At 68.1% G+C, this 14,754-nt stretch carries 9 protein-coding genes and 1 pseudogene; 4 read left to right on the top strand and 6 right to left on the bottom strand.

What is annotated here, in order from left to right; all coding sequences use genetic code 11:
- Positions 1-21: 21 nt before the first annotated feature.
- The 3 genes from JWQ92_RS00195 (at position 22) to JWQ92_RS00185 (ending at position 5,443) form a co-directional block, all read left to right on the top strand.
- Positions 22-1,362 (top strand): glutamine synthetase family protein, encoded by a 1,341-nt coding sequence (locus JWQ92_RS00195; protein ID WP_297342441.1) that lies wholly within the window; start codon positions 22-24, stop codon positions 1,360-1,362.
- On the top strand, positions 1,331-4,327 hold the full coding sequence (locus JWQ92_RS00190; RefSeq protein WP_297342440.1) for a bifunctional [glutamine synthetase] adenylyltransferase/[glutamine synthetase]-adenylyl-L-tyrosine phosphorylase: 2,997 nt from the start codon (positions 1,331-1,333) through the stop codon (positions 4,325-4,327). The genes JWQ92_RS00195 and JWQ92_RS00190 overlap by 32 nt, the downstream gene beginning before the upstream one ends.
- A 204-nt stretch (positions 4,328-4,531) precedes the next feature.
- Complete coding sequence (locus JWQ92_RS00185; RefSeq protein WP_297342439.1) at positions 4,532-5,443, top strand: hypothetical protein; 912 nt, start codon at positions 4,532-4,534, stop codon at positions 5,441-5,443.
- On the opposite strand, the gene JWQ92_RS00180 is transcribed toward JWQ92_RS00185, so the two are convergent.
- From JWQ92_RS00180 to JWQ92_RS00160, 5 genes are all read right to left on the bottom strand, one after another.
- Positions 5,358-5,873: an Hsp70 family protein gene (locus JWQ92_RS00180; RefSeq protein ID WP_297342501.1), complete on the bottom strand. Its 516-nt coding sequence runs from the start codon at positions 5,871-5,873 to the stop codon at positions 5,358-5,360. The two genes, JWQ92_RS00185 and JWQ92_RS00180, sit on opposite strands and share 86 nt — an antisense overlap.
- 266 nt (positions 5,874-6,139) lie before the next feature.
- On the bottom strand, positions 6,140-6,964 hold the full coding sequence (locus JWQ92_RS00175) for an alpha/beta hydrolase (protein WP_297342438.1): 825 nt from the start codon (positions 6,962-6,964) through the stop codon (positions 6,140-6,142).
- A gap of 206 nt (positions 6,965-7,170) precedes the next feature.
- A complete protein-coding gene (locus JWQ92_RS00170) occupies positions 7,171-8,034 on the bottom strand; it encodes an alpha/beta hydrolase (protein WP_297342437.1) in 864 nt (287 codons plus the stop codon).
- 246 nt (positions 8,035-8,280) lie between these two features.
- On the bottom strand, positions 8,281-9,228 hold the full coding sequence (locus tag JWQ92_RS00165; protein WP_297342436.1) for a helix-turn-helix transcriptional regulator: 948 nt from the start codon (positions 9,226-9,228) through the stop codon (positions 8,281-8,283).
- Positions 9,229-9,749: 521 nt separating this feature from the next.
- Positions 9,750-11,639 carry a hypothetical protein gene (locus tag JWQ92_RS00160; RefSeq protein ID WP_297342435.1) on the bottom strand — a complete coding sequence of 630 codons (1,890 nt, stop codon included), beginning with the start codon at positions 11,637-11,639 and terminating at the stop codon, positions 9,750-9,752.
- A gap of 1,782 nt (positions 11,640-13,421) precedes the next feature.
- Here JWQ92_RS00160 and JWQ92_RS00155 point away from each other — a divergent pair.
- The gene (locus tag JWQ92_RS00155; RefSeq protein ID WP_297342434.1) at positions 13,422-14,531 is read left to right on the top strand and encodes a site-specific integrase; all 1,110 of its coding nucleotides are present in this window, start codon (positions 13,422-13,424) and stop codon (positions 14,529-14,531) included.
- Here the strand turns inward: JWQ92_RS00155 and JWQ92_RS00150 are convergent.
- Positions 14,528-14,754: pseudogene (locus JWQ92_RS00150) on the bottom strand (type I glutamate--ammonia ligase); the annotation flags it as partial. The gene JWQ92_RS00155 and the pseudogene JWQ92_RS00150 overlap by 4 nt on opposite strands.

The raw sequence follows: 14,754 nt of genomic DNA, 5'->3' as shown, positions 1-14,754 counted from the left end.
CCGAAGGAGGGGACGCGACCGGTGGTCGACAAGCAGCGCGACTTCGTGCTCCGCACGATCGAGGAACGCGGCATCAAGTTCGTCCGCCTCTGGTTCACGGACGTCGTCGGCACCTTGAAGTCGGTCGCGATCGCGCCGGCCGAGGTGGAGGGCGCGTTCGCCGAGGGGATCGGCTTCGACGGGTCCGCCATCGAGGGCTTCACGCGGTCGTACGAGGCCGACGTGCTCGCGCAGCCCGACGCCAGCACCTTCCAGGTGCTGCCGTGGCGCGGTGAGATCGACCCGACCGCGCGGATGTTCTGCGACATCACGACGCCGGACGGGCAGCCGGCGGCCGCGGATCCGCGGAACGTGCTGAAGCGGTCGCTCGCGAGGGCGGCGGACCACGGCTTCACCTTCTACACGCATCCGGAGATCGAGTTCTACCTGCTGAAGTCGAGCACGATCGGCCCGGAGGGACCCGAACCCGTCGACTCGGCCGGCTACTTCGACAACGTGCCGGGCGGCACGGCCCACGACTTCCGCCGGCGCAGCGTGCGCATGCTCGAGGACCTCGGCATCTCGGTGGAGTTCAGCCACCACGAGGCGGGCCCCGGCCAGAACGAGATCGACCTGCGGTACGCCGACGCGCTGACCACCGCCGACAACGTGATGACGTTCCGCACCGTGATCAAGGAGGTCGCGATCGAGCAGGGCGTCTACGCGACGTTCATGCCGAAGCCGATGTCGGGGCAGCCCGGCAGCGGGATGCACACCCACATGTCGCTGTTCGAGGGCGACGCGAACGCGTTCTACTCGCCGAGCGGCGAGTACCAGCTGTCGAAGATCGGCCGCCAGTTCATCGCCGGGCTGCTGCGGCACGCGCCGGAGATCACCGCCGTCACGAACCAGTTCGTCAACTCCTACAAGCGGCTGTGGGGCGGCGACGAGGCCCCGAGCTACGTCTGCTGGGGGCACAACAACCGCTCCGCGCTCGTGCGCGTGCCGCTGTACAAGCCGCGCAAGGGCCAGTCCGCGCGCGTCGAGTACCGGGCGATCGACTCCGCGGCGAACCCTTACCTGTCGTTCGCGCTGATGCTGGCCGCAGGCCTCAAGGGCATCGAGGAGGGCTACGAGCTGCCGCCGGAGGCGGAGGACGACGTGTGGTCCCTCTCCGACGGCGAGCGGCGTGCGCTCGGCTTCCCGCCCCTGCCCACGAACCTCGACCACGCGGTGCGGCTCATGGAGGAGTCCGAGCTGGTCGCCGAGACCCTGGGCGAGCAGGTGTTCCGCTACGTGCTCGCCAACAAGCGACGGGAGTGGCAGGCCTACCGCGCCCAGGTGACGCCGTATGAGCTCGCCACCAATCTCGAGCTCCTCTGACCGCCGGGCGCCCGCTGGCGCGCTCCGGCTCACCGACCTCGCCAGGGCCGGCTTCGACGATCTGAGCGGCGCCGCGGAGCGCCTGCGCGGCCTCGCGGCCCGGACGGGGACGGATGCGCCCGCCCTGCTCGCGCTGTTCGAGCGTCCCGTCGCCGACCCCGACGAGGCGCTGACCGGCCTCGAGCGGCTGCTCGAGAAGGCGCCCGAGCGGGTCGCCGCGGCCGTCGCGGACGCGGGGTTCGGGCACCGGCTGGTGGCCGTGCTCGGGGCCTCGAGCGGTCTCACCGACTTCCTGGTGCGGCACCCGGACGAGGCGGCGGTGCTCGCGCATCCGATCGCGGCACCGCCGACTGCGGAGGCGCTGCTCGACGCGCTCCTCCGTGCAGTGGGTGCCGAGGACGGCGTGGCGGCTGCGATCGGGGTCGCGGGCCGGCGCGCGCTCCGCATCGCCTACCGCCGGGAGCTCACCCGCCTGGCGGCCTGGGACCTCGTGCAGCCGGCAGCGACCGCGGCCCTCGAAGCCGTCGCTGCGGCCCTCGCCGACCTCGCCGCCGCGGCGCTCGAGGCGGCGCTCACGGTGGCGCGCGCCGAGGTGGGCAGCACCGGCGGTGCGGCCGCCGTCGCGGCGACGCGCCTCGCCGTGATCGGTATGGGGAAGGCGGGGGCGCGCGAGCTCAACTACGTGAGCGACGTCGATGTGATCTTCGTGGCCGAGCCCGCAGATACGGGCGGGGCGCACGATCCGATCCCCGTCGCGACCCGCCTCGCCATCACGATGATGCGCGTGCTCGACGACACCGACGTCGAGCCCTCGCTGTGGCAGGTCGACGCGAACCTCCGGCCGGAGGGCCGCAACGGGGCCCTCGTCCGCACCCTCGGCTCCCACGTCGGCTACTACGAGCGGTGGGCGCAGGGTTGGGAGTTCCAGGCCCTGCTCAAGGCGCGCGCCCTCGCCGGGGACCGGGCGCTCGGCGAGGCGTACGTCGAGGCGGTGCGTGCGAAGGTGTGGCTGGCGTCGCAGCAGCCGGACTTCGTCGCCAACGTGCAGCGGATGCGGGAACGGGTCGAGCAGCACATCCCGCTCGGCCAGGCCGACCGGCAGCTGAAGCTCGGGCCAGGCGGGCTGCGCGACGTCGAGTTCACCGTGCAGCTGTTGCAGCTCGTGCACGGACGCACCGACGACGGGGTCCGGCAGCGGGCTACCCTGCCGGCGCTCCGCGCGCTCGCCGAACGCGGCTACGTCGGCCGGGTCGAGGCCGCGGAGTTCGCCGAGGACTACCGCGTGCTCCGGCTGCTCGAGCACCGGCTGCAGCTGCGCCGGCTCGCTCGGACGCATCTGATGCCGACGGATCCCGCGGAGCTGCGCGTCCTGGCGCGCGCGAGCGGCCTCGCTCCCGACGCGGACGATCTGGTGGAGCGCTGGAGCCGGGTCCGTTCCCGGGTCCGCGGGCTCTACCAGCGCCTCTTCTACCGACCGCTGCTCAGCGCCGTCGCGCGCCTGCCGACTGACGACCTGCAGCTGACGAGCGAGGCGGCGGCCGCGCGGCTCGCGAGCATCGGCTACCGGGACCCGCGCAGCGCCCTCGGCCACATCGGGGCGCTCACGGAGGGGGTCTCGCGGCGAGCGGCGATCCAGCGCACGCTGCTGCCGGTGCTGCTGCAGTGGTTCGCGGAGGGTCCTGATCCGGACCAGGGCCTGCTCGCCTTCCGCCGCCTGTCGGAACGGCTCGGCGACACGGCCTGGTACCTGCGGATGCTGCGCGACTCCGCGCTCGCCGCGCGGCGGCTGGCGACGGTGCTCGCGGAGTCGCGCTTCGTGATCGGGCTGCTGGAGACGAACCCCGAGGCGGTCGCGTGGCTCGAGCGCGACGCCGACCTGAAGCCGCGGCCGCGGGCCGCGCTCCGAGCGGAGACGTCCGCCACCGTGCTGCGCCATCCCACCCGCGAGGCCGCCGCGGCGGCCCTGCGCACCGCCCGCCGCCGGGAGGTGCTGCGCCTCGCCCTCGGCGCGCTGCTCGGGCAGGTGACGGTCCAGGAACTCGGCCCCGCCCTCGCCGATGTCACGACGGCGCTGCTCGCCGGCGCGCTGCGGTCGGTGCGGCGCGACGACGGGCCGTGGCCGGAGTTCGCGGTCATCGCCATGGGCCGCTACGGGGGAGCGGAGCTCGGCTTCGGCTCCGACGCGGACGTGATCGTCGTGCACCGGGCGCTCGCCGGCATGGCGCCGGAGCTCGCGCAGCGGCAGGCGGAGCTGCTCGTCGCCGAGTTGAAGCGGCTGACGACGGATCCGCGGCTCCCGCTCGATCTCGACTTCGACCTGCGCCCTGAAGGACGCAACGGCTCGATCGTCCGTTCGTTCCGCTCCTACGAGGCGTACTACGCGCGGTGGTCGGTGACGTGGGAGTCGCAGGCGCTGCTCCGTGCCCGCGGCGTGGCGGGGGACCGGAACCTGGTGCTCGACTTCGAGGAGCTCGCCGACCGGATGCGGTACCCCGCCGAGCTCGACGACACGGCCCAGCGCGAGATCCGCCGGATCAAGGCCCGGATGGAGACGGAGCGGCTGCCGAAGGGCGCCGACGCGAGCCGCCACCTGAAGCTCGGGCGGGGAGGGCTCTCGGACGTCGAATGGATCGTGCAGCTGCTGCAGCTGCAGCATGCGACCACCGTGCCGGCTCTGCGCACCCAGAGCACGCTCGCCGCGTTGGAGGCGGCCGTCGGCGCGCGACTTCTCGACCGGCGTGACGCGGCGCAGCTGCGGGAGGCGTGGGTCTTCGCGTCGCGGGTGCGCAGCGCGATCACCCTCTGGACGAATCGCACGAGCGACCTGCTGCCGACCGACCGCGGCCAGCTCGAGGGCATCGCGCGCATCCTGGAGTACCAGCCGGGGTCGGCGAGCCTGCTCGAGGAGGACGTGCTCAAGGTCACCCGCCGGGCTCGCACGGTCTTCGAGCGCCTCTTCGCCTGACGACGCGTTCGCGTCGCAGTTCGGGACGCCGGCTCCGCCGGGAAGCGTCCCGAACTGCGCCACCGCCACCAGCGCTCGGTCTCGCGTCGCGGTTCCCGACGCTTCACTTCCCGCGGAGCGTCTCGAGCTGCGCCGCGAGTCGTCGCCTCCGACGGCCTGTGGAAGAGCGGCGCGAACATGTGCCGTGTCGGCCATCCTTCCCGCGTGCGTACCCCCAGGCCGCTTCCACCGCATCTCGCCGACGTCCCGTTCGACCGTTCAGCCCTCCGCCTCACCGGCATGACCGAGGGGCGCCTCAAGCGTCGTGACGTCTCACGTCCGTTCCGAGGCGTCCAGGTCACGTCGACGCCGGCGACGATCCACGAGGCATGCCGCGCCTACGCCGTGCGGCTCCGACCGGGGCAGGCCTTCAGCCACGCGACCGCGGCGCTGCTGCACGGCCTGCCGCTGCCTGCTCGCATGGAGGCCGTATCGCCCGTCCACGTCTGCGCGGTCCGCCCGCACATGCCGCCGCGTGCTGCCGGCGCGGTCGGCCATCGGCTGTCGATCACCCCGCTCGTCCAGACGCTCGAGGGTCTCCCCGTCTGCGTCGCGAGCGAGGCGTGGTGCCAGCTCGGGGACGAGCTGACGCTCGACGAGGCGATCGTCGTCGCCGACCATCTTCTGGAGCACGCGCCCCTCGATGAGGCGGCAGCGCGCGCCGTCCTCGGCGGGCGGATCCGTGGGACGCGACGGATCGGGGCGGCGAACCTCCTGGCCGCGCTCGAGGAGGCCCGTGGAGGCGCGCGTTCACCGGGGGAGACGCGGGTGCGTCTGCTGCTCACCCGGGCGGGTGTCCCTGCTCCCGAGCTCAACGCTCCGGTCACCGACTCCCTGGGCGAGGTCCTCGGTCACGCAGACCTCGTCTGGCGTAGCGCAGGGCTGGTGCTCGAGTACGAGGGGGACGGGCACCGGATCGACCGCGATCAGTTCCGCTACGACATCGAGCGTTACGAACGCTTCCGCGACGCCGGATGGGAGGTCATCCGTGTCACCGCCGACGACCTCTTCGGAGCGCGCAGGGCTGCCCTGATCGAGCGCGTCCGTCGGCGGCTTCGCGCTCGCGGGGTGCTGTGACCGTCGGGTCGCAGTTCAGGACGCCATCAGACCGATGGAGCGTCCCGAACCGCGACCCGACGGGGCGGCGGGCTAGACGCCGTAGTAGAGCTCGAACTCGCCCCGGCGTGCTGTGGGGTGTTGGACAGTTACGGGAGCCGCGGAAAATCGCGGATGTGGTCATGACTGGTGTCGGCTGAAGAGGGAAAGAGTGGCCCGCTTGCGGACTTTCTGCGGACTGGCCCCCAGCAGGGCGGCCAGCGGGTCGTCGCACCCGAGCCGCGAGCTTCCGCAGCACGAGCGCGCTGATTTCCTCCGGCGCGAGGAGCTTGCCCCGGATGTCGAAGCGTGCCTCCCCGCCGGGACTCGGGACCACGCCGAACCCGACGGCAGACGCCTCCTCCGAGACCTCGTCGAAGGTCCTGCCGATGAACGGCTTGGCGGAGGTGATCGTGCCCTTCGCGTTGAGGATCGACTGACGTCTGGCGAGCTGGCCGACGAGAGAGCCGGGTACGGACCGAGCCCAGGCCGGGAAGTCCGCGGCCCGGCGAACCGGCCAGGTATGCCTCAGGAAGGTCGAGCAGAGCCAGCGGATTGCCGGCCGCGTCGATGATCACACGTCGGCGTCAGGAAGCCTCTGTCCTTCATTGCTGAACGGGCTGATGCCCTGCCAGGTCCAGCGCCGCAAATTGGGGGCTCCGTCTAGTTACGAAAAAGTCAGGAATGCAGCCACTCCAATAGGTCGGCATTGATCGTGGCGGCCTCAGTGGTGGGCATCCCGTGGGGGAAGCCCGGGTAGGTCTTGAGGGTGCCGTTCTGAACGAGTTGGGCTGATAAGGGCGCGGAGTCGGCATACGGGACGATTTGGTCGTCGTCGCCGTGCATGATCAGCACCGGGACGGTGATTTTCTTGAGGTCCTCGGTGAAGTCTGTTTGTGAGAACGCGACGATGCCGTCGTAGTGGGCGTTCGCCCCGCCCATCATTCCCTGCCTCCACCAGTTCTGAATGACCGGTTCGGATGCCGCCGACCCTGGGCGGTTGTAGCCGTAGAACGGGCCCGAAGGCAACGCCCGATAGAAGTTGGAGCGGTTGGTGGCAACCTGGGCCTGCAGGTCGTCGAACACGCTCTTCGGTAGACCGTCGGGGTTGTTCTTGGTCTGCACCATGATCGGCGGCACAGCGCTGATGAGCACCGCCCGGGCGACGCGGTCCTCGCCGTACTTGCCGATGTAATGGGCGACCTCGCCCCCGCCGGTGGAGTGCCCGACGTGGATGGCGTCGCGCAGGTCGAGCTGCTGGGTCAGCGCGGCTACGTCGGCGGCGTAGTGGTCCATGTCATGGCCGCCGCCGGTCTGCGTGGACCGGCCGTGCCCGCGGCGGTCGTGGGCGATGACGCGGTAGCCGTGATGCAGGAAGAACAACATCTGAGCGTCCCAGTCGTCGGCCGAGAGCGGCCATCCGTGACTGAAAACGATTGGCTGACCAGAGCCCCAGTCCTTGTAGAAGATTTCCGTGCCGTCTGCTGTCTGGATGAAACCCATGACTTCTCCTGGGATGGATCGGATCGAATTGCGGTACTGGTAACGGCGCGCGTGCTCAGCGGAAGAGGTGGCGCCCCCGGCCTTCCCCTTCTCCCCTGCGTCTCGGCGACGAAGGGGAGCACTCTTGAGGCACTCCGGGAGCGGCGGGCCGGGCGCTGCTCCTGCGAAGGTGTGACCCCGGGCCCTGACCCGGGCACCTTGTGCGATCAGCGGACGGGACTGGCCGGGCTGAGGGTGCGTGCGATGAAGCTGAGTGCGGCGTCCGCTACCTCCTTCCAGCCGTGGTCGATGGTGAGGGCGTGTCCGCGGTTCGGGATCTCGGCGATTTCGGTCAGACCTGGGTTCTTCTGCTGCAGCTTGAACATCGCGTGCGTGATCGCCAGTGGGATGGTGTTGTCGGCTTGCCCCGCGATGATGAGCAGCGGCCCCCGGTCGGCGTTTCGGATGTCGACTTGCGCCTCTGTCCACGGGTTGACATTTGCGGTGACGGCCTGGAAGAGGGGAGCGCCCGCGGCTGGGACGTGGTACTCGTCGTACAGCTGCCGGGCCTCCTCCTCCGGAAGCGCGTTGGTCCATCCGAATCGAAACTGATCGAAGGTCAGCGCTACAGCTCGGCCAGCGTTCGCTGGGTTGCCGAGCACGGGCGCCCCTGACTTCAGCGCCGACCACGGAACGGGAAGCACTCCTCGGTAGGGCGCAGGGTCGATGGCGACGGTCGAGGCGGAAACTCCATCGCCCGCGATCTTTTGTGCGATCAGACCCCCGAACGAGTGCCCGACCACTGCTGGCTTTCTCGTCAAGCGGCTGATCGCGTCCAGATAGTGATCAGTGACGACGCCGATCATCTTGTGCGCGAACACGGACGGGTCCTGCTTCGCTTCCGCGACCGTCTCAGGGTCATCGGGCCACCCCGGGGCGATGGTGCTGTAGCCCTGCGCCTCGAAGTGCTTGCGCCACCTGTCCCAACTACTCGACAGCAGCCACAAGCCGTGGATGAACGCGACCGGAGGTAGATCAGACGCGTTCGCAGCGTCGATCTCTCTCAACTCGCGGTGGGTCAATTCGCTCACGAGGCGCCTCCTGGGCTTCACTTCCTGGACAGCTCGCACGCTAGAACGAGGCGGTGGCGTCCCGCTTGCACGACCGTGCACCGCACTGGCCTCAGCGCGCAGAGCCGTCGAAACGACGAGCGCGTCGGTCAGCGCTGGGCGGCGCGTGTCGCCCTGAGGGCCTTGTGCTCCCTGTTCCAACCAACTTCGCCTCGAACAGGTCAGGCACCTTCAAACGAGCCGCTCCGGGGCTGTCCGCCCTTCGAGTCAGTACGGTTTGGAAGCGGTCCGAGCGAACTCTCCCGGCGTCATGCCGTACGCCGCTTTGAAGCGGCGGGTGAAGTGCGATTGGTCCTTGAAGCCCCACCGCTGAGCAACGACGCCGACCGCGGGGCTGTCCTGCGCCAGGTCGATGCGAGCTGCATTGAGACGCTGGCTCATGATCCATTCGGCGGGCGTCTCCGCCTTCTCCGCGAGGAGGACGTACAGGTAGCGGAGTGAGACGTGATGCGCCTCGGCGATGCGGGCTGGAGAGAGGTCCGCATCGCCGAGATGTCGACGGATGTAGTCGTCAATGCGATTCGGAAGCGTTTCGGCGAGGGCTCCCTTGCGGTCCGCATCGCGGGAGGAGACGGACTGTACGAGCGCTCTCACGAGATCGGCGGTCGCAGCGCCCGTCGTCAGGAGCGTGTCGGCCGTCAGGCCACGCGCCAAGTCAGCGAGGCTGATGATGTGGCGATAGACGAGGTCGTGAAGTGGACTGGCATCCGTCCGGCCGACGGCCGCGCGAACCGCGTCGACGGAGAGTCCCGGATAGGCGTTGTCGCTGTCGAAGGCGACGCTCCGGCAAGACCCGCGGTAGCAGATGCTGAAGTCGGACGTGAGGTCCAGCAAGCGAAGCCGCCGTCCGCTGGCCTGCACCCCCCGACCGTTGGTGCGGCAGTCGCCTACAGGATTCACGGACACGGAGAGCCGCTCGCCGCTCGACATGAACCGCGGCGAGCGCTTGCGGCGGCTCAGTTGCAGGTACCTCGCGGTCACCCGCATGTCCGCGAGCACGGCTTCCGAGCCGAGATCCCATCCGCTGAGCGAACCTTGCGCTTCATGCGCAGCATCAAGTTGGGCGGAAGGCGGGAGCGCGGCATCAAGCCGAGCCTCGAAGGCTCTCACCCTGTCGGCGACCGGAAATGAACTGATGTCCAACTGCACTGCCATGAGGCACCTCGAGTACTGGCTGCCCTGCGACCGAACCGACGATGACTCAGGGCTTCGTCACGAGCGCCAACGCCGAGACCTGGACGGCTGCTGGTACGGCGACGCGAACTCCTCGCGTCCTCGCTCAGCCACAGGTGTACCACCGGGTCGGACGGGCATCAACGGTTCCGCGGGCTCCGTACCTGCGCCGTGATCTTTTTGCTGCCCGACACGCGCAGCAAAACCCTGCCGAGCCCAGTCCCAAACGGTCGAGCTCGCTGCACCGACCGCGGCCGAGTTCGTGCGCCTCTTCACATCTCGACACCAGATCGATGTCGCTACCGAGACGCTTCAGCGGGACCCACCAGCGTTCAGCGCCGACCGTCGTTACAGCGCTGAGCTGTCACCAGTCCACAGGTCGTCAAGCAGCGTCCGCCCTTCTGATTGGACGTGACGAGCGACTCAAGATCCTGGCCCAGCGGTCTCGGTGCTCACGATACCGACATGCCGCAGGTCGGCACCGCTGCAGCGCGCCGCCACGTCTATGAGGTCGGCACCGGCAGGCGTGCTAGGACTTGTTGCATCTGATGCGCCGGGTTGCGCTGGTTGATGTCCGTCATGCTGTCGAACGTGCTGACGAAGTCGAAGAGGTTGGTGCCGCCGATGATGACGTCGCCGTAGTAGTCGCCGATGAATGTCGCAGTAGAACTTCGTTGCGCACTGCTGCGGTGTGGGTTGAGCTGGGGGTCCCACGAGTGTTTCGTCAAGCGGATGTTGTGAGCGTGGTCATTGAAGAGCGTGAGGTTGGCTCGGTAGTACTGGACGCTGCTGTCCACGCAGTAGTTACTGACTCCGTAGGGTGGTTCGGCGCCGACGGGTGATCTCGGGTTCGCGGTGTCGAGCCGCAGGCCCGCGTTGTACGACTCGGTGCCCGGGACATCAGCGGCGCGCGTAGTGCCCGGACAAGGCAGGCGCCGGTCATAGAAGGTCACGCTGACGGTTCCGGCCGCGCGGTCTTGCACTGCGACTGTCGGCTGGAACGCGTCGGTGGCGTGTGCGTTGTCATTGACGCGCAAGGGCGCTGACCACGAGACTCCGCCGTTGGACGATGCAGACAACATCACGTTGCTGACTCCTGTGCGGTAGTCCTCCCACACCAGATACAGCGGGCCCCTCCCGCTCGGGTCGTTGCCGACGGCGAAACTGGTGAAAATCCCATCAGAGATCGTCGTGTTGGCAAGTGCAGTGCCGGGTGGGTCTGACGGTGGGGTGGTGATGTTGGGGGACGCGGTTCCGATGTAGTGCCAGGTCTTGCCGCCGTCCTTGGAGATATCGACTCCGATAGCCGCGACGTTCCCTGTGAATGCGGAGAGGGGTGTGTACACCCAGCCGTTGGCGGCCACGCGGGGCAGTACGAACGTGACCCCGTTCGTCAATGGGCCCGAAGGCAGCGTGATCGGCGCTGACCATGGAGAGTGGGTGCCGTTCGGTCGAGCGTCGGCGTAGGAGGCGACGGAGGTCAGGTCTCCGTTCACGGCGTACTCGCTCCACATGGCGTACATGCGGTTGCGGTGCGGGCTGTCGGGCCGGGTATCGATGGTGAGCCACTGCTTGTCGAGGGCGACGGACTCGCTGGCCCGCAGAATGTCGAGTCGCGATGTCTGGGGGTCGTTGCCGTTCGTGGCCGACCATTGTCTCGAGGTGCGCCGATTTTCCGACTTGTACGGGTGCTCGCTGAGCGAGATGACGTTGTTGGGTCTAGTCGGATTCGGCTCGATCTTAGCGTCGGCGGAGTAGTTTCGACTACCGTCCGGGTTGAAGGAGAATTGGTAGGGCAGCTGGAGCTCGTAATAGTTGCCGTAGCTGTCAAACGCCCCGGACGGGTCGGTGATCTGCGTCCATCCTTCATAGCCCGGGATGTGTCCCTGGAACGGCCAAGTTCGACCGCCGTCATAGGACTCGAAGAAGCCGAGGACATGAATGCCGCCCTCGGGACTCGTTTCCCATTTGGACGACCCGATGAGGTGATCGGGATGGGCCGGGTCGGCAGCCAAAGACGACTCCGAGTGGTCTTTGACCACCATCGGGCCGCTGTCGGGGTAGCCCGGATTGCTGTGGGACTGCGTCAGGTACGGAGCGAGCCCGGTGTCCTCGCCGGTTGTCGCGGTCGTTGGCGAGCAGGGAGTCTCCCCGCTGTAGCCCTCCGCCGGTCCGAAGTTGAACTGCGCAGCCGGAACCTCTGGGCGATAGCAGCTGGTCTGCTGCGTTGTCACGAACGTGTTTCTGACGGTGCGATTCGACTCGGCGTAGGCGGCGTTGGTCTGAGATGGTGTGCTCGCTTGCGCGCTCGTTGAGCCGGGTCGTGCGTGCGCTGATGCCGGCCATGCCAGCAGAAACACCGCGATGGAAAGCGCGACCATGCGCGATCTCATGTCCGTCCTCCTGCGGGAAGCAACGGACTGGTATCCGCCGACCTGAGCTCTCCACCGGGCCACCCGGCCGCGAGGCACCACCTCGGATCGCTCATCCGGGTCCTCCCCTCAAAGCTGTCAAACGCCCGTCCGTGCAACGTCGCTGCTGTCGATGGATCACAGCGTCACCTCCACCTGGTCACTGGCAAAGATTGACCGTCGTCGGCATCGACGGGCGACACGACCGGAACCAGGCGCGCCGCGACGCGGGAAATCGCGACGAAAACGACCGCGAGGACCAAGGGCGATCAGGTCGAGTGGAAGCGGGCCACGGTTCGCGACCTCACCACCCTCGGCAGGCTGGCTCATAGCCATGGCGGAGCGTAGCGCCACTGCCTCATGAGCGACAACCGATGCGAGACATCTTCTGAGAAGGGTTCCGATTCCCGCCTTCCGGTGCTCTTCGGGTTGAAGCGAGCGGAGGACCATCGCAGCGTGGCAACCAGTGGCGGGGTTATCTTCGCCCACGCGCCGCTGACACGCCGGCGGGCCGGTCGGCAACAACAGGATGGCGACCACCAGCAGTAGACCGATCGGGATCGCCGGCAGTGCCCCCGACGCAGTACCCAGGACACCCGGACGCCGCACGGTCCTACAGCACCGCCGACTGCGCCAGGGAACAGCACGAGACCATGGCGGCTGGGAGAGGGTGAACAGGTCAAGCGTCGGGCCGAGAGCCTCACACGGACCAGCGGGCACCCCGATCGTGTGAGTTGATCAACAGCGATCCAAACGAGGGTTGCTGGGTCGCTCGATACGGCGGGGATCCCCGACTAGTGCTGCTCGTTGAGGCTCCGACCCTTCTCGACTTCTATCATCTGGGCGAGGAACGGCGGCCCTGCCTGGATCGGCACGTGTGGGGGAGGATGGTGCCCTCGGTGAGCGCGCCGGCTCGAAAAACAGGATCACGACCTGGGTATTCTCAAACCCATCTAAAACCTCTGCCGTTCGGGTGGGTTTTTACTCGCGGGTTGTGAGACTCCCACCCGCTCCTCGAACTGCGGCCCTGTGGGTTGATGGACGTATATCGGACTATCACATGGGGTGGTAGGTCGTCTGTCTTGGCCACGCGCCGACGGGGGTGGAAGCGAGTCCTATGCCGGACCAAAACCCCCGTCGTTTGCTCCGTCGTTGGATGCGACGGGTCTGGCGACGGGGGCTTGATCGTCTTGCCCTGTCTTGGTCTGCTTCCTCGGCGGGTGCCGTACGCGAACCACCCTCACTCTGCGTTCCTTGAGAGAGGGTGGTTCGCGTATTCAGGAAGCAGACCAAGACAGGGCAAGACAAAAGGAATGGCCAGTGGAGAGAGTGGTTAAGGGAGAAGGGAAAATATTGCGGGGTGGAGGCAGGCAGGCGGATTCTCGGAAGGCATTGGGGTGCTGAAGGACCGACGGGCGAAATGCCGAAACTGTATCGAAAGCACCGGCCGAGTGAGTTGAGTCGACCAGGTGGGCGAGCGGGGAGGCGGATGTCGGAGGGGAGCAGGACGATCAGCTCACCGGGATACGGGAGGAACGAGGAACGATGGGATCGGTCGCCGCGTACGAGACGAGCAGTGGCCGGCGCGGTCGGATCCAATACCGGAAGGTCGATCACTCGCAGACCGATAAGCGCGGCTTCGGACGAAGCGCGAGGCCGAGCTCTTCCTCGCCACCGTGAAGGTGGCGAAGTCACGCGGGGCCTTCATCGATCCGACTAGCACCCGCGTTCCGCTCAGCGAGTGGCTTGAGCGCGGGTCCTCTCTTGTGGAGGAGCGGAGGCATGATGGCAAGCATTCAGAAGCGTCCTGACGGCGTTTGGCGGGCCCGATACCGCGACGATGCGAGGAATGAGCACGCGCGCCACTTCACCCTGAAGGCCGATGCGCAGCGCTGGCTCAACGAGGTCACGACGGCGGTGGTAACGGGCACCTATCTCGACCCGAAGACGGCGCGGACGACCGTGCGGGACTGGTGTGAGACATGGATGCGCGGCTACGAGGTCAAGCGGCCATCGACAGTGCGGCAGGCGCGGGTGCACGTGCGACGCATCGTCCTGGCACTCGGCGACCGGCCGCTGTCTGCTGTGCGCCCGTCCGAGGTCCGGGAGTGGATGACGGCGCTAAAGTCCGAGGGCCTCGCGGACTCGACGATCTACGCCATACATGCGCGCCTCGGCCACATCTTCGCCGACGCGGTGCACGACGGCCTTGTACCCCGGTCGCCCGTGTCCAGGCGCACGTCCCCTGGCGCGGCGAAGCAGCGCCCCTATGTGGCGACGACGGGGCAGGTGTGGGCGCTGTACGAAGCGATGCCGGAGCCGATGCGGCCGGCGATCCTGCTCGGCGCCTTCGCCGGTCTGCGGGTGGCGGAGATCGTCGCGCTCCGCACCTCCGATGTCGATTTCATGCGGGGCGTGATCAAGCCCGCAGTGCAGTACCCAAACGCGGAGCTGAAGACGGAGATGTCCCGGACGCCGATCCCGATCCCGCTCGAGCTCGCGGTCGAGCTGAACCGGAACCCGGTGCAGTGGGGGAGCCCGACGATCGTGGTTGGGATGATCGGGCGACCGATCGCGCCGTACACCCTCGAGGAGGCCTTTCGGCGGGCGCGGGCAACGGTGGAGGGCCTGCCGGAGGGGTTCCGCATCCACGACTTGCGGCACTACTTCGCGAGCCTGCTGATCTCGAAGGGCCTCGACGTGAAGGTCGTGCAGACGCGGCTGCGGCACTCCTCGGCGAAGACGACGCTGGACACGTACACGCACCTGTGGCCGGACAAGGAAGAGTCCGCACGAGCAGCCGTCGCGGACGTTCTGGCTGCTCGTGCGGACTCTCTGCGGACTGCTACCGCTTCTGCCCAGCGTTCTGGCTAGACCCCGAAGTAGAGCTCGTACTCGAAGGGGTGCGGGCGAGCCGCGAGCGGCTTGATCTCCTTCTCGCGCTTGTACTCGAGCCAGGTCTCGATCACCTCGGGCGTGAAGACGTTGCCCGCCGTCAGGTAGTCGTGGTCGGCCTCGAGCGCATCGAGGACCTTGTCGAGCGAGCCCGGCACCTGCGGGATCGTCTTGGCCTCGTCCGGCGGCAGCTCGTACAGAT

The sequence above is a fragment of the Amnibacterium sp. genome (genome assembly GCF_025463795.1).
Lineage (GTDB): Bacteria > Actinomycetota > Actinomycetes > Actinomycetales > Microbacteriaceae > Amnibacterium.
The sequence above is the reverse complement of the archived record's forward strand: the minus strand, read 5'-3'. Positions and strand labels throughout refer to the sequence as shown.

Excerpts from the sequence above, each read along its gene's own strand:
- JWQ92_RS00165 (WP_297342436.1), bottom strand. The coding sequence starts at position 9,228 with ATGGCAGTGCAGTTGGACATCAGTTCATTTCCGGTCGCCGACAGGGTG.
- JWQ92_RS00190 (WP_297342440.1), top strand. The coding sequence starts at position 1,331 with ATGAGCTCGCCACCAATCTCGAGCTCCTCTGACCGCCGGGCGCCCGCT.
- JWQ92_RS00175 (WP_297342438.1), bottom strand. The coding sequence starts at position 6,964 with ATGGGTTTCATCCAGACAGCAGACGGCACGGAAATCTTCTACAAGGAC.
- JWQ92_RS00160 (WP_297342435.1), bottom strand. The coding sequence starts at position 11,639 with ATGAGATCGCGCATGGTCGCGCTTTCCATCGCGGTGTTTCTGCTGGCA.